Origin of the sequence: Ruegeria sp. HKCCA6707 (assembly GCF_013033515.1) — a bacterium.
Classification (GTDB): domain Bacteria; phylum Pseudomonadota; class Alphaproteobacteria; order Rhodobacterales; family Rhodobacteraceae; genus Ruegeria.
Genome location: NZ_WQEG01000004.1, coordinates 311357 through 335712, shown reverse-complemented (window position 1 = coordinate 335712; position 24356 = coordinate 311357). Strand labels below are relative to the sequence as shown.

General features: G+C 56.1%; 21 protein-coding genes. 9 read left to right on the top strand and 12 right to left on the bottom strand.

Going from position 1 to position 24356, the window contains the following annotated elements; genetic code table 11:
* Nucleotides 1-46: 46 nt before the first annotated feature.
* From GOW40_RS12430 to GOW40_RS12415, 4 genes are all read right to left on the bottom strand, one after another.
* On the bottom strand, nt 47-1084 hold the full coding sequence (locus tag GOW40_RS12430; protein ID WP_171103284.1) for a TRAP transporter substrate-binding protein: 1038 nt from the start codon (nt 1082-1084) through the stop codon (nt 47-49).
* 559 nt (nt 1085-1643) lie between these two features.
* Entirely contained in the window at nt 1644-2594 is a 951-nt protein-coding gene (locus GOW40_RS12425; RefSeq protein WP_171103286.1) for a PP2C family serine/threonine-protein phosphatase, read from the bottom strand.
* The gene (locus GOW40_RS22450) at nt 2578-3267 is read right to left on the bottom strand and encodes an FHA domain-containing protein (protein WP_171103288.1); all 690 of its coding nucleotides are present in this window, start codon (nt 3265-3267) and stop codon (nt 2578-2580) included. The genes GOW40_RS12425 and GOW40_RS22450 overlap by 17 nt, the downstream gene beginning before the upstream one ends.
* A gap of 25 nt (nt 3268-3292) precedes the next feature.
* Complete coding sequence (locus GOW40_RS12415) at nt 3293-5569, bottom strand: serine/threonine-protein kinase (RefSeq protein ID WP_171132974.1); 2277 nt, start codon at nt 5567-5569, stop codon at nt 3293-3295.
* Nucleotides 5570-6345: 776 nt separating this feature from the next.
* Here GOW40_RS12415 and GOW40_RS12410 point away from each other — a divergent pair.
* Genes GOW40_RS12410 through GOW40_RS12390 form a run of 5 tightly spaced genes read left to right on the top strand, consistent with a single transcriptional unit; the run spans nt 6346 to nt 13096 of the window.
* Nucleotides 6346-7920: an ABC transporter substrate-binding protein gene (locus GOW40_RS12410; RefSeq protein WP_171103292.1), complete on the top strand. Its 1575-nt coding sequence runs from the start codon at nt 6346-6348 to the stop codon at nt 7918-7920.
* A gap of 57 nt (nt 7921-7977) precedes the next feature.
* On the top strand, nt 7978-9531 hold the full coding sequence (locus tag GOW40_RS12405; RefSeq protein WP_171103294.1) for an ABC transporter substrate-binding protein: 1554 nt from the start codon (nt 7978-7980) through the stop codon (nt 9529-9531).
* A complete protein-coding gene (locus GOW40_RS12400) occupies nt 9532-10500 on the top strand; it encodes an ABC transporter permease (protein WP_171103295.1) in 969 nt (322 codons plus the stop codon).
* Nucleotides 10497-11411 (top strand): ABC transporter permease, encoded by a 915-nt coding sequence (locus GOW40_RS12395; RefSeq protein ID WP_171103297.1) that lies wholly within the window; start codon nt 10497-10499, stop codon nt 11409-11411. Before GOW40_RS12400 ends, GOW40_RS12395 begins: the two co-directional genes overlap by 4 nt.
* The gene (locus GOW40_RS12390; RefSeq protein WP_171132975.1) at nt 11408-13096 is read left to right on the top strand and encodes an ABC transporter ATP-binding protein; all 1689 of its coding nucleotides are present in this window, start codon (nt 11408-11410) and stop codon (nt 13094-13096) included. The genes GOW40_RS12395 and GOW40_RS12390 overlap by 4 nt, the downstream gene beginning before the upstream one ends.
* 62 nt (nt 13097-13158) lie before the next feature.
* Here the strand turns inward: GOW40_RS12390 and GOW40_RS12385 are convergent, their stop codons facing one another.
* The 8 genes from GOW40_RS12385 to GOW40_RS12350 form a co-directional block, all read right to left on the bottom strand.
* Entirely contained in the window at nt 13159-13524 is a 366-nt protein-coding gene (locus tag GOW40_RS12385) for a hypothetical protein (protein ID WP_171103301.1), read from the bottom strand.
* A 104-nt stretch (nt 13525-13628) separates the two neighbouring features.
* Nucleotides 13629-14588 carry an AraC family transcriptional regulator gene (locus tag GOW40_RS12380; protein ID WP_171132976.1) on the bottom strand — a complete coding sequence of 320 codons (960 nt, stop codon included), beginning with the start codon at nt 14586-14588 and terminating at the stop codon, nt 13629-13631.
* A gap of 122 nt (nt 14589-14710) precedes the next feature.
* Nucleotides 14711-15346, bottom strand: a complete 636-nt coding sequence (locus GOW40_RS12375) for a class II aldolase/adducin family protein (protein WP_171132977.1) — start codon at nt 15344-15346, stop codon at nt 14711-14713.
* A gap of 161 nt (nt 15347-15507) precedes the next feature.
* Nucleotides 15508-16041: a TetR/AcrR family transcriptional regulator gene (locus tag GOW40_RS12370; protein WP_371731842.1), complete on the bottom strand. Its 534-nt coding sequence runs from the start codon at nt 16039-16041 to the stop codon at nt 15508-15510.
* A 22-nt stretch (nt 16042-16063) separates the two neighbouring features.
* A complete protein-coding gene (locus GOW40_RS12365; RefSeq protein ID WP_171132978.1) occupies nt 16064-17140 on the bottom strand; it encodes an NAD(P)/FAD-dependent oxidoreductase in 1077 nt (358 codons plus the stop codon).
* 3 nt (nt 17141-17143) lie between these two features.
* A complete protein-coding gene (locus GOW40_RS12360; RefSeq protein ID WP_171103305.1) occupies nt 17144-17827 on the bottom strand; it encodes an SDR family NAD(P)-dependent oxidoreductase in 684 nt (227 codons plus the stop codon).
* 3 nt (nt 17828-17830) lie between these two features.
* Nucleotides 17831-18499: a cupin domain-containing protein gene (locus GOW40_RS12355; protein ID WP_171103306.1), complete on the bottom strand. Its 669-nt coding sequence runs from the start codon at nt 18497-18499 to the stop codon at nt 17831-17833.
* 157 nt (nt 18500-18656) lie between these two features.
* A complete protein-coding gene (locus GOW40_RS12350) occupies nt 18657-20279 on the bottom strand; it encodes a thiamine pyrophosphate-binding protein (RefSeq protein ID WP_171103307.1) in 1623 nt (540 codons plus the stop codon).
* Between the two features lie 320 nt (nt 20280-20599).
* Here GOW40_RS12350 and GOW40_RS12340 point away from each other — a divergent pair, with 320 nt between their 5' ends.
* From GOW40_RS12340 to GOW40_RS12325, 4 genes are all read left to right on the top strand, one after another.
* Nucleotides 20600-21766 carry an aromatic ring-hydroxylating dioxygenase subunit alpha gene (locus GOW40_RS12340; RefSeq protein WP_171230991.1) on the top strand — a complete coding sequence of 389 codons (1167 nt, stop codon included), beginning with the start codon at nt 20600-20602 and terminating at the stop codon, nt 21764-21766.
* 2 nt (nt 21767-21768) lie between these two features.
* On the top strand, nt 21769-22008 hold the full coding sequence (locus tag GOW40_RS12335; protein WP_171103312.1) for a hypothetical protein: 240 nt from the start codon (nt 21769-21771) through the stop codon (nt 22006-22008).
* Nucleotides 22009-22089: 81 nt separating this feature from the next.
* The gene (locus tag GOW40_RS12330) at nt 22090-23178 is read left to right on the top strand and encodes an alcohol dehydrogenase family protein (RefSeq protein ID WP_254444421.1); all 1089 of its coding nucleotides are present in this window, start codon (nt 22090-22092) and stop codon (nt 23176-23178) included.
* Nucleotides 23175-24293, top strand: coding sequence for a mandelate racemase/muconate lactonizing enzyme family protein (locus tag GOW40_RS12325; protein ID WP_171132980.1), 1119 nt, complete (start codon nt 23175-23177; stop codon nt 24291-24293). Before GOW40_RS12330 ends, GOW40_RS12325 begins: the two co-directional genes overlap by 4 nt.
* The last annotated feature ends 63 nt before the right edge of the window (nt 24294-24356 follow it).

The window sequence follows — 24356 nt, the reverse complement described above, 5'->3', positions numbered from 1 at the left end:
CCCCAAGCCTCGCCAGCGCCCGATGACGGGCGCTGGATCAGGAGGATTACATTTTCGCGTTTGCGCCTTTGCACTCACCGCTCATCAACCCTTTGGCGCGGTCGATCAATGCCTGGCCGTCCATACCTTTTTCTCCAAGATCAGCGATCCAGTTTTCATAGATCGGCGCGGCCAGTTCCTTCCATTCCTCAGTGTCCGAGATGGTGATGATCGTGTTGCCCGCGTCCACCGCAACCTCACGCGCCGGGCCATCGGCATCCGCCTGCGTGCCACCAGCAAAGACCGAAAAATCCATTCCGGAATTGGCGTCGATTACTGCCTTGTTTTCATCCGATAGGCCCTCATACAACGCTTTGTTCATGGCCAGAACAAAGGTCAGGGTATAGAGAGAGGGTCCCTCGAATTCGGTATGGTTTTCAACAAGTTCAGGTATTTTCAACGCTGGTGTGACCTCCCACGGGATAGTGGTTCCGTCAATCACACCTTTCGAGAGTGCTTCGGCGATTGCGGGAACGGGCATGCCAACCGGTGTTGCGCCCGCTTCGGACAGAAGATCGTTCACAAGGCGCGATCCACCACGGATCTTCATGCCCTCCAGATCAGCTGGTGTTTCGACCGGATCAGCGGTGTGGAACATACCCGGGCCGTGTACCCAAGTGCCCAGGATCTGAACGTCACTGAATTCACCGTCTTTCATGCTTTCTTCAAAGATCGTCCAATAGGCGCAGGACGCTGCGCGGGCATCTTCGACCATGAAAGGCAGCTCGAATACCTCAGTCGATGGGAAACGCCCGGGCGTATAGCCGACCACTGTCCAGGTAATATCATCGACACCATCAATCACACGATCCAGCAATTCGGGCGGCTTGCCCCCCAGTTGCATGGTCGGGAAACGATCAATCTTGATGCGCCCTTCGGACTCGGCCTCGATCTTGTCGGCCCAGACATCCAAAATGAGACGCGGCACATTGGCCTGCGCGGGCAAGAAGTGATGCAGTTTGAGCGTGACTTCTTGTGCCGTTGATGCGGTTGCCATCACCGCTGCCAGTGAAACGCCCCCAAGGAACGCTTTAAGATGTTTCATGATGTCCTCCCATTATTCAGTCGGGGTCTGAGCAGCTTAGACCCGCAAAGACCAATAAACCCATTATTTGATAATCCACAACTAATTGGATGAGTCACTTACTTCTTATTTCGAGGTTCTGGGCAGGAAACGGAGTGAGGAACCCACTTGTCAGGTCATCGCATGCCATTTGGGTCGCAACCTTATTGAGACGCGAAACCCTTGGTATACGCCTTTGACGACACAGGCACTAAATGGGATCCCCAAGATGCTGCACTCTGTTTCGAATGCAGAAACCCGGGGGATCCCATTGGTTGACCCACATCGGCTTCGATTGTGGATCAGGGGGTTGCTGCGGGAGAAAGATTGGAAGTCTTAGCATTCCCCGATGTACAGAATCTGACAGATGTCTGAGTGGTGGAAGATGTTCTGTATGTTGTTAATTCATGGGTTCTCTTGCGATTTCGCCAAGACGCGTTAATCGCAACGCGTTTAGGACCCTAATCCCGACTTTTGGCTCGGATACCAAGACAAAAAAAGGGCCCGCATGCAGGCCCCATTTTGAGAGTTATCAAGCGTTCTAACCAGATCGGGCGTGCTTGAACTCCGGTTGATCCGCCGGTTCGTTCGAGCCAGCAGCAGTCTTGGCTTTGTCTTCCAGACTGACCACACGAGTAAGGCTTTGACCTTGTTCTTCAGACATGCCGATCGGTTTTTGCGTGATTTTACGCTCGACCGGTTTCATGTGGTTCAATTTGATTACCGAAAAGGACACATTATCCTGATCGGGATCATCGAGATCTGAAATCGCGTTCAACAGATGCCCTGCAATTTCTGCCGATTTCCGTCGGCGATAGCGGTGCAAGATCTTTTGCAGCATCGGCTCACCCAGGTATTGAAGCCCGTCAGAGGATACGACCACGATGTCGCCAAGCTGAAGCTCAAACGGCTTTGATGGGCAGTCAAATTTAGGAATGTTCTGACCCATGATGACTGAAGTCAGGCAGTTCCGGTCCGGGTGATTTTTGGCCAACTCGGGGCTCAGAAGACCCTGTTCTGCCATCAAATCAATCTGCGGCGCCAGCGAATGGTCTTCGTTCAACTGCTGCAGCTTGCCACCCCGCAGCAAATAGAGCGGGCTGTCACCGATGCTCATCCAATACATACGGTTTTCCGCCACAACGACAGCAACCAGTGTTGCGCCCATACCGCGAGCGCCCGGATTTTCTGAAACGTAGTCACGGATCGTGCCATTGGCCCCGGCTGTTGCGACTGCAAAGTGATCGGGTATGTCCTTTTCAGCCTCGGCAAAACTGGCTGATCGGAATTTGAGGGCGCTATACACCTCGGTCGATACGATTTTCGAAGCGACGTCTCCGGCCTCATGGCCGCCCATCCCGTCGGCCAAAACGGCAACCCCGCTATCCATGCCGAAGGGGAAATCAGTTACCAAAGCGTCTTCCTGGTAGTCGCGACCACCCTGAGACAGCCCTGAGGCGACATCATAACGCGGTTCAGGCGCTCTCCACATGTTTACGCTCCTTGTTGTTGCCGGTTTCTGCCCAGCTGAAATCAGCACCGGCCAGCATTTTGATTTTCAAAACAGTTTCACCTACAATAATTTCATCCCGGTCCTGCAAGATGACATCTGACAGAACTGGTTTTTGATTCAGACGGACAATGTTTGACTTCCCACCATGCCCCAGAAAGAACTGGTTGCTGTCTGCGTCAAAGACGAGCGAAGCATGATTATTCCGCGAAATCGTAGTGTCTCCGAAGTCCAGGGAAATCTGCTGGTCTTCGCCACGTCCGATCTGCATCAGGCCCGAGTGCAGTGGGAAGAAACGCCCCTGACCTGGACCACCGATCACCACAAGCCAGCCCACGGGGAACTGGTTTTTCGTATCCTTCGCCGCTTGCTTGCGATTGCTAATCAGATCGATCACTTGAGGTTCCGACCGTTCAAGCGCAATCAAACGGGTTTTGGCCTGTTTCTTGCGGGTAGCGGGTTTGCTCGGCTGGGGCTTTTGTTCCTTGGCTTCGGCAGGTTTAGCCGCTTTCTGAGTATGCCGGTTAACCACAGCGTGGAGCCGTTTTTTCCGTTCGGCGTCCGCCTTAGCGATTTCACTTTTGGCCGACGCGCGCTTGCGTGCGTCGTGCTTGGTATCGGATTTGGATCCAAATAGCCTCTTGAGAAAGTTCACAACATCCCCTCCGTCTGCGGATCTGTCAACGTTTACTGGTTTGCGTGGCAGTGGCCGTGACAATCGGAGCATTGCCATCAAAAGGGAAAGCCACGGCCCAGATATCTTCACCGCGCTTGACAGCGAAACTGAACGAAGTTTTCCCTTGGCCGACTTGCTCTTCCAAGATTGTCTCAACCGCATAAGGGCCGGTCAGCAACTCATTTGTTATGAGATAACCGTAGAGAATGTCGCCGGGGCGCATGTCCAGGTTCAGCTCATCGGGGACAGCCGCAACGCGTGTTATCCAGCTATCGCCCTGATAAGAAGTGTTGAACACCAAACCGTTGGAAAGCGTCACACGCTGGAAGACCGGCAAAGTCAGGGTCTGTTCCCGTGCGTCCGCAGTTGTGACACCGATGCTGACAGTTACTTCCAGGGTCGACCTATCTGAATTGGCCAGAAGCCCTTTAGTCACAGCATTGAAATCGTCCCGGCTAGCAACTGGCGTCCCATTGACGGCAAAAATGCGCATTTCACCTTTGCTCGCATCAAGCAGGCGTTCATAGGGCAGCTGCACCAAGCGCTCAGACTGCAGTCCGGCAATTTCGATATCATTCTGCGCAGGAATTTCTGGGATGATTTTGGTGTCGATAGCCGCAGGCTCGGGTTTGGCGACCGGCGTCGAAGCGGTGGGTGGGGTGTTTTCGACCGCAGCCTCAACATTTGTCGTTATCGAGGACAGATCGACCACTAGCCCGGCTGGATTAAAGAGGCTGGCCAGTTCGGTAGTGTAGTCGTCAGACGTGTTTGGTGTAACGATTTCCGAAGCGGCAACTTTTGAAGCAGGTTGGTTTGTCTCGGCCGGCTGGATTTTAGCGGCAGGAATATCTGTCGCCACTTCTGTCCGCGCGACACTTTCTGGGCTTGCAGGTACCGCTTCTGCGACAGCCGGTGCGCTGACTTCGGGTTCAGCGACAGTTTCCGGCGGCTCGGCTCTGGTCGCGTCTGCGATGGTGGGGGCCGGTGCTTCCAGCGTTGTGTCATCTGCTGGCTGGGTTTCAGAAACAGGAGACGCAGGCAGGGCAGGAGCGGTCTCAGCCTGGGATGGGGTCGCCGCAGCTACTTCGGCTGCATCTTCCGCTGTTGCCGTATTCGGCTCTGCGGTTACAGCTACGCTGTTACCTGTCAACGACCCAAGATCGAGACCACCGGGCTGGCTTGATTGATACGCGACGCCAACAGCAGCAATTGCTACAACTGCTGCGGATGCCAACAACAACCCGGTGCGGGACTTCCCTTTTTGCAACTCTTGTTGTTGTTCTGCTTTGACTTCGTTTGCCGGTTTTGGTGTGGACCCATACGCAAGAACGACGACATCAGCGGAATTCGGGGCCAGCCCTTTTATCATCGCCTGCCAATCTTCTGCACTCGCCATGCGGTCTTTGGGAAGGATAGCCAACGACTTATCAAGCGCTGCAAGGAATTTGGGGTTGTAGTCGTCGAAGCGTCCTTCCAGCGGCTGGTAAGGGTCGGGGTCGCCGGCTGCCACAGCGGACAGGCGCGCCTGGCTGTTTGGCGGCACTTCGCCCGAAATCAAGTGATAGAAGCTGGCGCCAAGTGCGTACAGATCGCTATGCGGTCCTTGCTCACTGCCCGCGATATAGAACTCTTGCGGGCTATAGCCGTCTTTAACGACACGCATGGCGGTCAATACTCGGCTTTGTTTCGTGGCTTCTTCGCGCGCGGCGCCGAAGTCAATCAAAACCGGGCGATCGTTAAGGTCCAGCAGGATGTTGTCGGGCGAGATATCCCGGTGCAGCACATTCTGATTATGCACAAACGCGACAGCATCAAGCAAATTAGTTAAAATTTCTTCGATCAGCGCTGGAGAGAGATTGGTGTGCTTGTCTTCAATGATCTGAAGCAGGTCGCGGCCGTCGACAAAATCAAGCGCCATATACGCGGTGTTATTTTCCTCGAAAACCTGGTGCACGCCAACGATGTTGGGATGCTTGAGCTTGGCGAGGCTGCGTGCTTCACGCACAAATAGCTTTACGATCGAGGCAAGATCTTGCTGGTGCGCACGCGAACGGGCCACGACTTGAACAACCGAACGTCGGCAGAATGCTCCGGGGAAACACTCCTTGATGACAACGCGCCGATTGAGGCTGTCTTTGGCTTCGTAAGTGATCCCGAAACCTCCAGCATTCAGAAAACGTTCGATCCGAAACTGCCTGTGCATAAGCTCTGTACCGGGCTTCAGTTCGTCTACAAACGTCTGCTCTTCTTCGACGTATTCATTCTTTTTCAAGCCAGTCATTCTTCACATCCCTGCGCCCAACAACAGCGTTCAACTCACTTCTCTTGGTCCTCTTTTGAAGAGCCGAGAAAAGAGACGGAAAAATGACGTCCAAAAGGTATTAATTAGCAATAATCTGCCAAAGAGGCCAATGTTTCCATAATGCAAAACAAAGCAGGAGAGAATGCTTGGGGCGCCCTGCTATTCAGGGTTTGCTCAATTTTGCGGCGATCTGTGTCCTCTTTTCAGTCTTAGATTTGGGCGCGTTGAGAAGATACTTGGACGTTGGACCATGCTCGAATCTCAAATGCCAGCGAGACAGCTGAAAAGCTGCAGGTACCGCTATTGATGGCAAGGCTCCAAAACGAAACAGGCCCACGCGATTTGCGTGGGCCTATTGCGGTTGGACCGGTCTTTCAGTTTAAGACGTTTAGCCGAGATAGCATCGTTTGATTGTACCATTACGAGCCATGAAAAAGTCGAACCTGTGTTCACCTTTAGACGCGGCAACTCCCGGCACATCACTCAGTGTTCTATTGGGTATCAAGTCCTCGTCTCATCTGTTTCGAGCTAGGCGCTCGGAGGTTCCAACCGGCACACATCTGCGTCGTTCTTTCTTTGCGACAAGCTTATCTGACGCCGAAACTCAGGTTGTTGAATCGAACTAAATCCATACGATCGCTGATTGACATGCGTCCGCAGTTGGTATGCTATCCGCACCCATAACGTTCATAGAAATTCGTGACAGAGAATCGCGAATTCACTGCAGCTAAATGTCTGCAAAACGGGAGTAAAAAATGAAAAAACCAATGCTAGCGCTTGCGCTATTGATGACGACGACCTCGTTGGCCAGTGCGGAAACCTTGCGGTGGGCGCGGTCGGGAGATGCGCTCACGCTTGATCCACATTCGCAGAACGAAGGGCCGACACATACTGTGCGCCATCAGATGTATGAGCCACTGATTATTCGCGACACGTCTGGTGCGTTCGAAGCAGCTCTTGCCACCGATTGGGCCCCCAGCGCGGACGATCCGAACGTGTGGGTATTCAACCTGCGCCAGGGTGTGAAATTCCACGATGGAGCGGATTTCACTGCCGAGGATGTGGTGTTCAGCATCAATCGCGCGAAACAGCCAAACTCGGACATGAAAGAGCTGATCAATTCGATTGTCGAAGTGCGCGCGGTCGACGACCACACCGTCGAGATCGTGACAGATGGTCCGAACCCGATCCTGCCTGCAAACCTGACCGATCTGTTCATCATGGACAAAGACTGGACCGAAGCGAACAACACGGTCGACGTGCAGGATTTCGAAGGTGGTGAGATCACTTTTGCGACCACCAATGTGAATGGCACCGGTCCTTACAAACTGGTCAGCCGTGAACCCGACGTGAAAACCGTCATGGAGCGTAACGAGAACTATTGGGGACGCGATCAGTTTCCGATGGCGATCAGCGAGATCATCTATACTCCCATCCAAAACGATGCGACCCGCGTTGCGGCAATGCTGTCGGGTGAGGTGAACTTCCTGCAGGACATGCCGGTACAAGATCTTCAACGGGTCGATGCCGTCGATGGGTTGGTTGTTAAACAGGCCCCACAAAACCGGGTGATCTTCTTCGGGATGAACCAGGGCGCGGACGATATCGAAGCCGACAATGTTGACGGCAAGAACCCTCTGGCGGACGTACGCGTGCGTCAGGCGATGTCGAAAGCGATCAATCGCGATGCCATTCAGCAGGTTGTCATGCGTGGCCAATCTCAACCCGCCGGGATGATTGCGCCTCCGTTTGTGAACGGCTGGACGGCCGAGATGGACGCCGAAAGCAGCACTGATATCGAAGCGGCCAAGGCCTTGTTGGCCGAGGCAGGCTATGCGGACGGTTTCTCGATCCGGCTGGACTGCCCGAATGACCGCTACATCAACGATGAAGGTATCTGTCAGGCAGCGGTTGGCATGTTGGGTCAAATCGGGATCACGGTGAACCTCGACGCCAAGCCAAAAGCACAGCATTTCCCGCTGATCACCGATGGTCTGACCGATTTCTACATGCTGGGTTGGGGTGTTCCGACATATGACTCGGAATACATCTTCAACTTCCTGGTCCATGGTCGCGAGAGTGATATCGGCACTTGGAACGGTACGGGTTTCAACAGCGATGACCTCGATGCCAAGATCAAATCGCTGGCGTCCAACACGGACCTGGACGCGCGCAACAAGGATATCGCTGATATCTGGCGCGTTGTGCAGGACGAGCAGCTGTACATCCCGATCCACCATCAGGTGCTGAACTGGGGCATGGCAGAAAACCTGGCCATCGAGGTTGATCCCGAGGATCAGCCCATGGTCAAGCATTTCGGCCTGAATTAAACCTTTCTGGCGGGCCCCGACCCACGGGGTCCGTCACCATATGAAGTGGGAGCTATCATGAAACGTCTGACCACTGCCGCGCTGATGGGCGCGCTTGCCATGCCCGTTTCGGCTGAAGAATTTAAATTCGCCGTGACGACCGATCCGCAAACCATGGACCCGCACGCGGTCAACTCGGCCCCGGTGCTGGGTTTTCTGAACAATGTGTACGAAGGCCTCGTGCGTCGTGGCAAAGACATGACCATCGAGCCTGCCCTGGCGACCAGTTGGGAAACCATCGATGGCGGTGCGGGTTGGCGGTTCAAGCTGCGCGAAGGTGTGACATTTCATGATGGGTCCGAGTTCAACGCAGATGACGTGATCTTTTCGTATCAGCGCGCGTCGGACGAAAGCTCGGACACACGCAGCTGGTTTGCACCGGTCAGCGATGTGGTCAAGGTTGATGACTATACCGTTGACGTCATGACCACCGCGCCAAACCCGATCTTCCCGGACAGCATCGCCAACTGGATGATTATGGACAGTGGTTGGGCCGAGGCCAATGACGCGGCGCTGCCCGATAAAGAGGCCGGGAACTATGCCACGCTGAACGCCAACGGCACCGGTGCTTTCCGTGTGACCGCACGCGAGCCCGGGCTGCGCACGGTTCTGGAGCCCTTTGACAGTTGGTGGGATGAGGCCGAACACAACCTGACCAGCGCTGAACTGGTACCGATCCAGAACCCCGCAACCGCTCTGGCCGCGCTGCTGTCTGGGGATGTGGATTTCATCAACCCTGTACCCATTCAGGACGTCGCCCGCTTGCAGGGCAACCCGGATGTGAAAGTCATTCAGGGTATCGAGGCTCGCGTGATCATGCTGGGCTTTGACCAGAAAGAGGGTGCCAGCGAAACGGGGCAGGGCAGCTCGGATCTGTTCAAAGATGCCCGTGTGCGCGAGGCTGTGGCCAAGGCGGTAAATGTTCCGGCCATCCTTCAGACCATCATGCGCGGTAATGCCGAAGTGGCCAGCCAATTGGTCAGCCCCGCGATGCGCGGGTACTCGGCTGCAAATGCCGACCCTTACGCCTTTGATCTGGACGGTGCCAAGGCGCTGCTCGCTGAGGCCGGGGCCGAAGGGGCCGAGGTCAGCTTCAAATGCTCCAACAACCGCTATCTGAATGACGAGTCGGTCTGTCAGGCGATCACGGCCATGCTGACTCAGGCTGGTCTGAACGTGACGCTGGATGCGATGCCGGTCCAGAATTATTGGCCGGAACTGCGCGCCGACAACTTTGATATGTACCTGTTGGGTTGGTCGCCGGGCACGTTCGATGCTGAACATCCCGTGCGCTTTCTTGCCTCGACTCCAAATGAGGAAAAGAAGTTGGGGTCCTGGAACTTTGGCGGCTACTCGAACGCGCGCGTGGATGAGCTTTTGCCCTTGATCCAGTCCGAGATCGATGAGCCCAAGCGTCAGGCGATGCTGGATGAGGTTGCGGGAATACTGCAAGACGAGGTGGCTTATGTTCCGCTCTATGTCCAGCCGTTGGTCTGGGGTGCACGCAGCAATGTCGAACTGACCCAGCGTCCTGACAATTTCTTCCTGTTGCGTTGGGTCACGGTCAACTAAATGCTGTCATACATCGTCAGGCGCATTGCCCAGTCGGCGCTGGTACTTTTTGTCGTGGGCCTTGTCGCCTTTTCCATGTTCCGGTTTGTCGGTGATCCGATCGACAACATGCTGGGGCAGGAACGGACCATGGAAGATGTAGAGCGTTTGCGCGCACAGCTTGGTCTGGATCAACCGTTTCCCGTGCAATACGTCAAGTTTTTGCAAGAAGCGGTGCAAGGCAATTTTGGGGTCAGCTTTCGCCAAGGCCGCCCCGTTGCCGAAATCCTAGCCGAACGTGCTCCGGCGACGCTGGAACTGGCATTGGTCTCGGCCATCTTTGCGGTTGTCTTAGGGATTGCGCTGGGTGTGTTCACCGCCATCAAGCGCGACGGGTTTGCAGCGAACTTCATCATGTCGGCATCGCTGATCGGGGTGTCTCTGCCCACCTTCCTAATCGGAATTTTGCTGATCTACGTGTTCTCGGTCGAACTGGGCTGGCTGCCCAGCTTCGGGCGCGGCGAGGTTGTGGATTTGGGCTGGTGGAATACTGGGCTGCTGACGGCCAGCGGTCTTAAGGCGCTGATCCTGCCGGCAATCACGCTTGGCCTCTATCAGATGACTCTGATCATGCGTCTGGTGCGATCCGAAATGCTCGAGGTATTGAGACAGGACTATGTTCGTTTTGCCCGTGCAAGGGGCCTAAGCGATCGGACCATCAACTTTCGCCATGCCTTGAAAAACACGATGGTGCCTGTCATCACAATAATCGGCCTGCAATTGGGGGCGATAATCGCCTTTGCTATCATCACCGAAACGGTGTTCCAGTGGCCGGGTCTTGGCCTCTTGTTCATCAACGCAATCCAGTTCGTCGATATCCCGGTCATGGCCGCCTATCTGATGATGATCTCGGTCATCTTCGTCACCATCAACCTTGCGGTCGACATTCTTTATGCCTTTATCGATCCGCGTCTGAGGGTCAGCGCATGAGCCGTCTGCAAACTATTCTGGACAGCGATCAGTTCTACGCGTTTCGCCGCTCGCCCGTGGCCATGGTGTCGGCTGCGGTTGCATCGTTGTTGATCCTTGCGACGGTCCTAGCACCACTGATTGCACCGACAAACCCGTTCGACCCGTCCAGCCTGAACCTGATGAACGGTTTTACACCGCCGATGCAGCCCAACGCCTTCACCGGTGAAAGCTTTTTGATGGGCACCGACGATCAGGGGCGGGATGTGTTTTCGACGATCCTCTACGGGATGCGGATATCGCTTTTTGTGGGTGTTGCCGCTGTCCTGTTTGCCATGGTGCTGGGCATCATCCTGGGCCTGTTGTCAGGCTATTTCGGCGGCTGGACCGAGACGATCATCATGCGTACCGCGGATGTGCAGCTGACGTTCCCTTCGATCCTGCTGGCCATGCTGATCTTTGGGATCGCCAAGGGCGTGACCCCGGTGGAATACCGTGACCAGATGGCCATCTGGGTGCTGATCCTGGCCATTGGCCTGTCAGATTGGGTGCAGTTTGCGCGGGTCGTGCGCGGGGCCACTTTGGTTGAAAAGAACAAAGACTATGTCGCCGCCGCGCGCATCATCGGGCAAAGCCCGTTGACCATCATGCTGCGCCATATCCTGCCCAATGTGCTGTCACCGGTTTTGGTGATCGCCACTATCTCGCTGGCGCTTGCGATTATCGCCGAGGCCACGCTCAGCTTTCTGGGCGTAGGCGCACCGCCGACACAGCCCTCGCTGGGGACGCTCATTCGCATCGGGCAGGGGTTCCTGTTCTCGGGCGAATGGTGGATCTTGTTCTTCCCGGCCTGCACCTTGCTGGCGCTGGCGCTGAGTGTGAACCTGCTGGGCGACTGGCTGCGTGATGTTCTGAACCCGAGGCTGAAATGACCGACCCCGTTCTTTCGATCCGCAACCTGACGGTAGAAATCCCCACGCGCCACGGCGTTTTCAAACCGGTCGAACATGTGACCTATGACCTGCATCCCGGTGAGATCCGGGGCGTTGTGGGCGAAAGCGGGGCAGGTAAATCGATGACCGGCAACGCGGTGATCGGGCTGCTGGACCCTCCGGCGCATGTGTCCGAGGGTGAGGTGTGGCTGAACAGTCGCCGCATCGACGCGCTGGACGCCGAAGACAAACGCCGGATCCGGGGCAAAGAGATCGGTATGATCTTTCAGGACCCGCTGACCTCGCTCAACCCGCTTTTCACGGTGGGTGAGCAATTGGTTGAGACGATCCAGCTGCATCTGGGCCTGTCAGCGTCCGAAGCCAAAAAGCGCGCAATTGCGCTGCTCGATCGGGTCTCGATCCCAGACCCGGCAGAGCGGTTCAACCAATATCCCCATCAGTTTTCCGGCGGGATGCGTCAGCGGGTGGTGATCGCGCTGGCCTTGTGCACCGAGCCCAGCGTGCTGATCGCGGACGAACCCACAACCGCTCTGGACGTGTCGGTTCAGGCGCAAGTGCTGGATCTGATCAAGGAACTGGCCAAGGAACGTCAGGTGGGTGTCATTCTTGTGACCCATGACATGGGCGTCATTGCAGATACCACTGATACGGTGACGGTCATGTATTCCGGCCATGTGGTCGAAAGCGGCACAACGGATCAGATCCTGGGCGCGCCCACACATGACTATACCAAATCGCTGATCGCTGCGGTGCCACGGCCCCATACCAAGGTCGAGCGGTTTCCCATGGTCAGCTATGGCGACCGTGTCAGCACGTTCAAGATCGACGATCTGGCAGCCCATTGGACCAAAACCGATCTGTCCAAATCCGGCAAGTTGGTTGAGGTTGAAAACATCACCAAAACCTTTTTGCAAAAGGGTGCGATTCTTCCGTCGCACAGGCAGTATTTCACCGCGGTGGATCAGGTCAGCTTTGACATCCGAGATGGCGAAGTTTTTGGACTTGTCGGCGAAAGTGGGTCGGGCAAATCAACCGTGGCTCGTATGATCGGCACGCTTTACCCCGTGGACGGTGGCCGTGTGATCTTTGACGGTGAGGATGTTACGGCCATGGGGGCCGATGCTTTGCAAGGGTACCGTCGTCAAATCCAGATGATCTTTCAGGATCCTTTCTCAAGCCTCAACCCGCGCATGAAGGTCGGTGATCTGGTCGCCGAACCCATTCATCACCACAAGATCTTACCCAAAGCCGATATCGGCCCCCGTGTGCGTGAACTGCTGGATTGGGTCGGGTTGGCCAAAGATGCCTGGCGAAAATACCCGCATGAGTTCTCAGGCGGCCAGCGCCAGCGGATTTGTATCGCTCGGGCGCTGGCGACACAGCCCAGGTTCTTGATCTGCGATGAGCCGACCAGCGCGCTTGACGTTTCGATTCAGGCGCAGATCCTGAACATCCTCAAGGACCTGCAAGACCACCTTGGCCTGACCATGTTGTTCATCAGTCACGATCTACCGGTTGTGCGCCAAATGTGCGACCGTGTAGGTGTTATGCGGCAAGGAAAGCTGGTCGAGGTTCAGGAGACAGACAAGCTCTTTAACGCACCTCAGCATCCCTACACTCAAGAACTACTGGATTTGATGCCGCGATTGAAACAGCTGGCCTGATCCACCCGTCAATTGCGAAGATTATCGGGGGGCCGCGTAGAACGCCCGGTCCCCCGTGTCGTTTAGGCGGCCGCGCCTGTTTCATCCGGTTGATGCAAGCCGACTACAAGCAGGACCGTAACGCCCAGAATGACATAATACCACATGTCGAGACCGGCAAAGCCCAGCACGAACGGAGCAAGGACAAAGACAGCACCGACCAATCCATCGACCGCTAGGTGGAGTTTATACGGCAGCACCCGGATCATACCCAGGTGATGATCGGTCAACACCGTCAGCACAAAAGCGGCGACACCTGTGATAACAGATAGCCAAAAAGCTAGCGGGTTTGAGGCGCCCAGCCCAAACAGAAAGGGCATGGCAACCAAGCTCAAAGCAACAGGATAGTCGAGATATGCGTGAATGGTTTTGGTAACGAAACGAGGCATCGTGTTTTCCTTTCTCAATCCGGTCAATATTGCCGATAACTAAGAAATACGGGGCTAGTTTCGATCTATGAATGTCCGCCCGTTCGTTTTTTCGCGCAGAACGTTCAAACTGTTGCACGGTTTGCGTTTTCGAGGCGTTTGAACCCTGCAGGGGTAAAACCGGTTTCTTTCTTGAATACGCGCGCGAAGGCGGAATCTGATGCGTATCCTACGGACTCTGCTACATCGGCGACAGTATTCAGAGGATCCAACAGCGCCTGTTTGGCAAGCTCCATACGCCAGCTTGTCACATAGTCCATGGGTGTCATGGCCATTTTCTTCTGGAAGGCCACTGCAAAACTGGTGCGCGACATCCCTGCCGAACTTGCCAGCGTTTCAACAGTCCATGCGCGATGTGGATTCTGATGAAATGCGTCCAAGGCCTGAGCAAGGTTCTTGTCCGAAAACCCGGCCAATTTCCAATCCTCAGCCAGGTCGCTTTCAAGAAAACTGCGAATGGCTTGGGCCAGGATCGCCTCTGACATCTTCAATGCAATCAGATCGCCACCCATCCGGTGCGCTCCGGCCTCGTCGCCTATTACCCGCAACGTCGCATCCATCCATTTGCCAGCAGACTCGCCATAGTTTTTGATATGCACCAGCGGCGGCAAACGCTCGAACAGAATGTGGCGCGACTGCGCGTTGAACGAGAAATGCCCGCAGATCAATTGCGTTTCGCTCAGCGGTTGATCGTTCCCGCCATATACCAGCACCCCCGATCCGTCATAGCCAGATTCTTCTAATACTGTCTCAAGCGGCAGGATGGTTTCCTCGGGCTTGTGACCGCAATACAGCTCATGCGGCGCGCCATGGGGTATGATGATCAGGTCTCCCTGTTCGACAGATGCCGGTTCTTCCAGCCCAGCGACCGCGACCAGACATGAACCCCGATGTGCATAGTGAAATCGCGCCACGTTTTGATGCTGGGGCACGGCCACACCCCAGGGTTTGCTGAAGGACGTTCGGAAATACAAGGTGCCACGCATGGACAGCCGCGTGAGGATATCGCTGAGTAGGTCAAGCATGTTGGGTTTCGCGATCTTTCAATTCGTTTGTTCAGAATGCTGAACGATCCGCGCGAAAAAGCCAGGTTTTTCGCGATGCACATTCAAAGATGTGATGTGTTCAATGTGCGAAGAATACGGTGTCAGCTACTGTGGTTTTGACCGTATCCACTGATTTTCTCAAGAACCTCTTCGATCTGCGCATCGCTCAGCAGGGGCGGCTCGCCCAGAACAAGGCAGCCGTGATATTGGCGCGCTAGGGCCTCTAACTCTCCGGCCAACCAAAAGGCTTGTTCGATCGACTGACCCACAGTGATCATGCCGTGATGTGCCAGCAGGCATCCTTTACGCCCTTCAAGCGCCGCTACCGCGACCTTCGACAGGGCAGCGGTGCCATAGATCTCATACGGAGCGCATCGAATGGTCGCGCCGCCAAACGCTGCAATCATATAGTGAATTGGTGGGATTTCTTTGCCCATAATTGCCAAAGTGGTGCAATAGGTCGGATGCGCGTGAACAACAGCGTTTACATCCGGACGCTGCAGCAGAATGTCGAGGTGGAAATGCCATTCACTTGACGGGGCAAATTTGCCTGTGGCTTTGCCGTTCTGATCAACAAAGGCGATGTCTTCGGGTTGCAAACTGTCATAGGGGCGACTGGTCGGCGAGATCAGCATCCCATCCTGGTGTCTGATACTGATATTACCGCTTGTTCCCTGATTAAGCCCGCTGCTGTTCAGTGCCCTGCAATGCGCGATGATGGCTTTTCGTTTTGACATTTCTGTATCCGACAAACCGCATTCCTTTTCGGGCTCCAAGTATGCGTAACTCTGTCACGATTTAGATTATCCGTCGATGCGTCAATCCTCATGGGCGGGGCAAAGGCTTCCGGCAGACAGCTTGTTGTCAGACCGCAGCCACGCCTTTGCGAGCAGCAGCTTTACCGCAAACGGGACGTCAATATCCACAATGCACGATCGAAAGCGTCAACGTTGTTTTCAGCGCGCGCCGACAAATGCGCCCCTTCCAGCAGGGCAAGGGCGGCGCGGGCCTCGGCCACGGGATCTGACACGTCGCGGATCGAATTTTCTTGTTGGCATTGCCGGAAGACTTCAGCAAATCGGGCGACCATCATTGCGCGGAAAGCTTTGATTTTTTCGATCACGCCAATGGAGAGGCTTTCGCGGCTGCTGATCAGCGACACACACAGGCATAAGGTCGTGCCATCATTCAACGCGTCTCGATAAAGCTGGATCATGGCCTGCAACCGGTCGCGCCCAGTTTTGTGCTGAGTTTCGATCCGGTGGCACTCTTGGTCGAGCGCATTGTGGTAGCGTTCGACCAAGGCCGCTGTCAGATCCGCCTTGGTCGGGAAATGATAGTGGATCGAAGCTTTGCGAATCCCAACGACTTGCGCCAGATCAGCATAGCTGAATCCATCAAACCCTCGCGACCGCACAGCAAGCTCGGCCACATCCAGCAGCGCCGTTTTGGTATCAGAGCTCTTGTCGGGCAGGGGTTTTCCTTTCGATCCGGGCCATGGCGTTTTCTGCGGCTTCGAGGGCGCCTTCCACGTAGCCTCCGAATTGCGTGGCAACTTCGGTGCCGGCAAAGATCAGAGCGTTATCCCAAAGGCCCGACATGGCTTGTGGCAACCCATAGGCCGGATGCGCAGTCAATGGTCGCTGATCGGTTTCAATCGCCGTATACCGGTCAAACGCCCAGTCTTTGACAAATAGCGAAATAGGGTCCGCGGCTTTGGGCCCAAACAGTCGGATCAACTGATCTTGCAGAGCCTGGTGCAGACTTGGCGCGTCTTGCCGGGCTTGCGGCGGGACGCCGATGAAGCCAAACAAAGCATAGGGTCCACCTTCTGCAGGTGAGGCATCGTGAATTTCCACCATCGGTCCGCAGCGGCTCATTGCGTCGCCCGAAAGCCCTTTCTCTCGCCAGAACGGAGTTTTGTAGACCGCAAAAGCCTTGGCCTGACCCGCCATCCAAGTGGCAATGCCTGTCATCGCAGCCTGGGTAGCTTGCGGCAGCACAGGCGAAAACGTGATCCGGCTTGCGACCCGTGGTGGCAAGGCCAACACGACTTGCTTTGCCTTGATCTCTTGTCCTGCATTACCGGTAGCGACGATCGCGTTCGGTGTACGCGTCAGGCCGACAATGGGTGTCGACAGCATAAGCCGATCCGGCTTGAGCTGTGCCGCCAATCCGTTTGTCACGGCAGCCAACCCACCTTCGACCCGATACGAGCCCTCCATCGAGGCAAAGCCTCTGCCACGCTCCACGCGGCCCTGCTCATCCTCAAAGCTGAGCGCTCCGATGCTGTATTGATCGAAACGCTCCAGCCCCAACTGGCTGATCAGCGCCGCGATCCGGGGCTGTCCGGGCCAGAACCATGAGGGGCCCAGATCAAAATAACCGGCCCCTGAATGCTCGGTCAGTATGCGGCCCCCAATCCTGTCGCGGGCTTCGACCAATAGAAAGTCGCGGCCACTTTGGGCCAGTTGCGTCGCGAGTGACAGGCCTGAAAGCCCTGCGCCGATGATGAGCGTTTCGGTCTGCATTGCTCAGAAACCCTCTGTGGCCGGGCGCAGATCCAACTCATGGGTCCAGGTTGACGCGGGCTGTTGTGCCAATTGCCAATAAGCTTCTGCAATCGCGTCGGGTTTCATCATCTTTGACGGATCCAGACTGTGCAATTCGCGGGATCTCGGCGTATCGATGATACCGTCCAGAATGACATGCGCCACATGTATCCCGGAAGGCTGGTATTCCCGCGCCAGCGATTGGGTCAGACCGCGCAAGGCAAATTTCGCCGAGGCAAAAGCCGAAAACCTCGCGCCACCGCGCAGTGATGCCGTTGCGCCCGAGACGATAAAGGTGCCTCCACCACCCCGCACCATCGGCTGCAGCACCGATTGCCCGAGGACCACAAGGGATTGAACCATCGAAGCCCACGTGCGCTGATAGTCTTCCAGTGTTGTTCCGGTGAAGGGGGCAATAACCAGTTCAGCGGTGTTGTGCACAACGATCTTGGGTGGGCCATGGATGGCGATCAGTTTAGCTATTATCGGCGACACGCTGTCAGGATCTGACAGATCAACCTGATGGAACGTGCCAACGGTGCCTTCGGGTCTCGTGCGGCCCAGCCCGACCGGCTCCATACCGGCAGACTGAAAGCGGGTCAGGAGAGATTGGCCAAGGCCAGCGCCGGCACCGGCCACCAAAGCAAGGGGTTTAGGGTCATTCATCTGTCACACCACCGGGGCTTGAGCATAGGGCAAATGCCCGGTTTTCATCCAGATCTTTGCACCGTCCGCACCCGCTGTTGCTGCCAGCGCTTCCCCTTCGGGCAGGCGTAACCAGCTATTTTTGCGCAGAACATCAGCACCAGCTGTGATCTCGCCGTCAATCACCAGCAACTCGATCCCGCCCTTCGCATCCGACGACAATTGAGCACCCGGATCAAGGTGGCTGTAGGTGACGATCTCGCGCGGGTCTTCGTGTAAAGCAGCGGTGGCAACTCCGTTTACGGGCGCAGCAAGCTCGGCCGCCATGTCTTTGCGAAACTGCGTTCGGTCGTCCATGTCGAACTGCCACAGCTTGACGAAGATTGTGCAGCCCGGCTCGGACCCCGGTGTATGGGCCGAGGTCGGTGGGTTCCGGACATAGGTTCCTGCCGGGAAATCCCCGTGTTCGTCCTGAAACACTCCGTCCAGTACAATGAACTCTTCGCCCCCCGTGTGGGTATGTGCGGAAAACTTGCTGCCCGGCGCATAGCGCACGATTGTTGTGGCGCGGGCAACTTCACCACCGATCCGATCCAGCATTCGGCGGTCGACTCCCTTCATCGGCGAAGCTTGCCAATCAAGCTGATCAGAATGAACCACCACGCGGGACGTAAAATCGGAGTTCAGTTCCATGAGGGAATTCCTTTCTGGTGGTGAGATAACGGGGCATGAGGGGTTCATCCACTTACCTACCAGTAGGTAGATAGATTCGCAATGGTCCTTTTGACTGTGCGTCACCCCAACTGATGTGGGGTGAGCGGCTTGGACTTAGGCAGCCAGTTAGGCAGGCTCAGATCCGCATGCGCGGCACATCATGGGGATCCAGGTGAAGCTCGATCAGGAAGGGGCCTTTGCGGGTTTTGACCGCGTCAAGTGCAGCCTCCAGATCGTCTTTGGTGCGCACCTCGGCCCCGTCTGCGCCCAGTGACTTTGCGACCTCGGCAAACGAGGGCCAGTTGAATTCAGTCAGGCTTGGGTCCATCTGGCGGTCGATAAACTGGATATGTTCAGCGCCATAGGCCGAGTCATTGGCGATGATGACAATCAGATCCAGCCCCAACCGCACGGCTGTGTTGAATTCGTTGATGCCGCCCATCATGAACCCGCCATCGCCGCAGAACAAAACCGTGGGGCGGTCTGGTTCGGCAATGGCCGCGCCGATGGCCTCTTGCAGGCCCAGGCCAATCGATCCGAAATTGGCGGTCGGCACAAAGCTGTGAGGGTCGGGCACGGATAGGCGACACCAGACTTCGGTCATGAAACGACCCCCATCGGTAACCATCACGCGATTCTGGGGCAGCTCAGCCTCAAGCCGGTTCAGCGCGTGGATATAGTTGATGCAACCGTCCGCAGTTTTGTCCGCAGGGTCGGGATGGGCGGTAAGTGTTGGTACATCCAACTCGCGGGTAAAGCCGCTGGCTGGTATTTCCGCCTCGTTCAGCCAATACAGGATCGTCTCTGCCGCCAGTCCGGCATCTGCGATCAACGCAGCATCCGGGTGCAACCCACCACCAATGGCCGAGGCCTGAACATCGATCTGAACCACCCGCTTGTTCTTCATCAGCTTGCCACGATCGGTTGTGAAATCATGCAGTTGCGCGCCAAAACAAACGATACAGTCGGATTGGGCAATCAACTCATAGGCCGCCGGGGTCGAAAGCGTGCCAAAGATATCGATATTATAGGGATGGTCGTTGAACAGGCCCTTGGCCTTGAGCGTGGTGGCAAGCGGCGCCTCCAGCCGGTCGGCCAGTTTGACGATCTGGTCCTTCGCTGCAACGGCCCCGGCTCCGGCCAGGATCAACGGTCGCCGTGCCGAGGCGATCATGCCTATCGCGTCATCCAGAATATCGCTCTCCGCGACGCCGGTGGGTGCGTTGTAAACGTTCAGAACATGGGCGCTGTGCGTAACCTCTTGCCACATGAAATCAGCAGGCATGTTCAGAACAATCGGGCGCTGTTCGATCTGCGCGCGATAGAACACACGAGCCACATCCGCGCCAATGGTTTCGGGCGAGCGCAATTGTTCGAATCCGGCACCGGTGACTTTGACAACTTCGCGCTGATCGATGCCCTGCACATGGCGCGGGTTGCTGACCGGTGTGTCACCAGCCAGAACAACCATCGGAACATTGCCGCGCGCGGCCTCGGTCAGGGCAGTTGTGCAATTGGTTAGCGCCGGGCCATGCGTTACTGTTGCCACCCCAACCTTGCCTGACACATAGGAATAGGCCAACGCCATCAGGACCGAGCTCGCCTCATGCGCCGCACCGACAAACCGCCCGCCGCAGTCGCGCACAAAGCTGTCGACCATGAACAGATTCGCGTCACCCATCAGGCCGAACATGGTATCGACCCCATGTTCATGAGTGGCGCGGGCGATGGATTGGTAGGCATAACAAGTTTTTGGCATCTGAGCTCTCATTCGCGGTCGGTGGCTTCAATCTGTATCAGCATCAGCTGGCGTACAGTCCGCGAAATCGGCCTGAAACGGAGAATTTTCGCGGCTTTTTTCCCTTTTTCAGACGAATTGCGCGTGAATCTCGCGCCTTGTGACCAAGGTGGCTCTTCCACCAGCATCGTCGGACGCTGAGAACACCGCATCTAAGCCTTTGTAGATTTCAATTTAGCCAAGCTCACTCATCGGTTAGGATTTTTGATATTGAAGATCGATCAATAGCATTGCCAATGGGTCCTGATACCAAGCCCATTCTGGACAATCAGGAGTAATCGATGAACACACGCGTCTCGCTTTCATCTGTTCTGACCGAGGTTAACAAGGCCAAAGGTCTGCCCAACGCCCATTACATCGACCCGAATGTCTTTGTGGAAGAACGTGATGCCGTCTTGTTTGCCAATTGGTCTGGCATTGGGTTTGGCAAGGATATCCCCGAAGCGGGCGATGCTTATCCGATCGAGTTTCTGGGGATGCCTTTGCTGATGGTGCGAGATCGCGAAGGCCAGATAGGCGTGTTTCAGAACACCTGTCGCCATCGTGGAATGATCTTGGTGGACGAGCCTGGCAAGATCCGCGGCGCGATCCGCTGCCCCTATCACAGCTGGTGCTATGGGCTGGACGGCACGCTGAAAGCAGCACCGCATGTTGGTGGCCCCGGTCAGAATACACATGAGGATATGGACTATGCCAATCTGGGGTTGATCCGCATCCGATCCTATGTTTGGCGCGATGTGATCTTTGTGAATATCGACGGCACCGCTCCTGACTTCGAAGAGGTGCACGGAGAATTGATGGAGCGCTGGCAGGATTTCGATCAACCGATGTATCACGGGGGAGACGGCGCTTCGGTCCATCTGGAACTGGCCTCAAACTGGAAGCTGGCGGTCGAGAATTTCTGCGAAAGCTATCACCTGCCCTGGGTGCATCCCGGGCTGAACAGCTATTCCCGTCTTGAGGACCATTACAACATCAACGAACTGGGTAAGTATTCCGGCCAGGGCACCTATGTGTACCGCCAATTCGAAGGGGAGGCGGGCGAAAAGCTGGATGATTTCGCCGGGTTAAGCGAGAAATGGACCGAAGGGGCCGAATATATCGTTGTCTATCCCAACACCTTGTTGGGCGTACAGCGCGACCATGGGTTTGCCTTTATCATCGACCCGATCAGCCATGAGCGCTCGAACGAACGGATCGAGCTCTACTATGCTCAACCCCCCGAGGATACACCCGAGCACGAAGCTTTGCGCGCCCAGAATGCGGCTCTTTGGAAAACGGTTTTCGAAGAGGATGTGTTTGTCGTCGAAGGCATGCAAAAGGGCCGGCATGGCATTAAGTTCGACGGTGGCCGCTTTTCACCCGTGATGGACGGACCGACGCATTGTTTTCATCACTGGGTTGCTTCGCAGATCGAAAAGGCGCGCTCGGCGCCGCACGCGGACTGACAGTGGACCTGAACAAACTGGATCAGCAGCTGTTGCTGGCCCACGCCAAGCAGGACGTGCCGGCGCTGATTCAGCTGTATCAACAAGCGGCTGAGGTTGCAGAGGTGCGACAGGACTACGATGCCGCCTGTTTTTATCTTACACACGCGTTTGTCTACGCGCTGGAACATGGCGCACCTGAAGCAGAGGAGTTGAACCGTAAACTGTACGAGCGGGGACGTGCCGAGCGTTTGGGCATTTGACGCAAAGGGGCGTTTGAGCCGATGGTTTAGGGTATGATCGTATAGGACGAGTTGGGATTGTTAACCGAAGGGGGCGGTATCATGATCAGAACGATGGCAGGGGTCGTGCTGACGGGTCATGGCGGATTGGACAAGCTGGAATACCGCACCGATATACCGGTACCTTCACCGGGTCCGGGCGAAGTTCTGATCCGCGTTGCGGCGGCAGGCATCAACAACACCGATATCAACACCCGGATCGGCTGGTATTCCAAAGCGGTGACCGAAGACACTGAAACCGGTGGCGCTCAGGGGTTCGAGAGTGTTGATAACACCGACGCCAGCTGGTCAGGCACTCCGCTGAGCTTTCCGCGCATTCAGGGCGCAGATGCCTGCGGATATATCAAGGCCGTCGGGGATGGCGTTGACCCGTCGCGGATCGGGCAGCGAGTGCTGGTGCAATCGATCCAACCCTTGCGCGAACACCCGCCCTTCAGCTGCATCACTTTTGGTTCGGAATGCGATGGTGCCTTTGCGCAATTCACCTTGGCCAAATCCGAATTTGCCCATCCCGTTCATTGCGGTTGGACCAATGCCGAACTCGCCTCGATGCCTTGCGCCTATTCGACGGCGGAAAACATGCTGCACCGAGCCTCGGTCGGGGCCGAGCGCGTGCTGATCACCGGCGCGTCAGGCGGCGTGGGTTCAGCGGCTGTGCAATTGTGCAAACGTCGGGGCGCATATGTCATAGCCGTGTCTTCAAGATCGAAAGCTGATGAAGTTCTGGATCTGGGTGCCGACGAGGTTATTGATCGCAATGCCGATTTAGTGACCAGTTTGGGGAAAATGTCGGTAGATGTGGTGATCGATCTGGTTGCGGGGCCGCAATGGCCCAGCATGCTTGAGGTATTGCGCCGAGGAGGTCGTTACGCAACCGCAGGGGCCATCGCAGGGCCAATGGCAGAGCTGGATGTGCGCACGCTCTACCTCAAAGACCTCTCACTTTTCGGCTCGACCTACCAGGCTGAAGAGGTGTTTCCGAACCTCGTCTCATATATTGAACGGGGTGAGATCCGTCCGGCCTTGTCGGCCACCTATCCGTTGAAAGAGATTGCCCGCGCTCAACAGGATTTTCTGGCAAAACGGCATATCGGCAAGCTTGTTCTGCTTCCGCCCGAGGTGCCTGAGTGAAAATCAAGCGCATCGAACTGTATCAAGTTGAACTACCCTATTCGGGTGGTGTTTATCAGCTGTCCGGTGGCCGCGCATATCGCAGTTTTGACGCCGGGATCGTGCGGATCGAAACAGAGTGCGGGATCGAAGGCTGGGGTGAAAGCACGCCCTTTGGAGCAAGCTATATCGCCGCTCATGCGCGTGGCGTGCGTGCTGGCATCGCCGAGATCGCACCACATTTGATCGGTCGCGATCCGCGCCATGTGGATCGGATCAATGATGCAATGGATACAGCGCTTGTGGGCCACAACCACGCCAAAACCGCGCTGGACGTGGCGTGCTGGGACATCTTTGGCAAGGCCGTGAACATGCCCGTCTGTGCTTTGCTGGGCGGGTCTACGGGGAACCGTATGCCGATCATCTCGTCGATCTATGCTGGCACGCCCGAGGACATGCGCCACCGCGTCGCCGAACATCGCAGCATGGGGTATCAAGGGCATTCGATCAAAATCGGCGCGCTGGACAGCGAGGGTGGCCCGGCGCTGGATGCCGAACGGATCGCCGCGGCTCTGGCGGACCGCCTGCCGGGTGAGTATTTCATCGTTGATGCAAACGGTGGCCTGTTGCCGGAAACCGCGCTTCGGATGTTGCGATTGCTGCCCCAAGGACTCGATTTTGTACTGGAAGCGCCTTGTGCCTCCTGGCGCGAGACACTGTCTTTGCGACAAAGGTGCAATGTGCCGATCATCATCGACGAATTGGCGCAGCAGGATCAGGACATCATTCAGATCATTGCGCAGGATGTGGCTGACGGGATTGGCCTGAAAATCTCAAAAGCGGGCGGCCTGACCCATGGGCGGCGTCATCGCGATATCTGTTGCGCCGCTGGTCTGACACTCAGCGTGCAGGACACGGTGGGGTCAACCATCGCCTTTGCTGCCATTGCTCATCTGGGGTCCACCGTACCGCAGCGTTTCCTGCGCTGCATTCTGGATTGTCGCGACATGGTAACTCTGTCGACCGCGAGGATTGATGCTCCAGTCCAATATGGTGGCGTGATGGTACCGGATGCTCCGGGGTTGGGCATCGAAGTCGACAAATCCGTACTGGGCGATCCGGTTGCCGTTTGGTGAGCGCATGGGGCGGTGAAACAAGTGGATTTCTGACAGATTTGTTGCCAAGTTGGGGTGAATGTC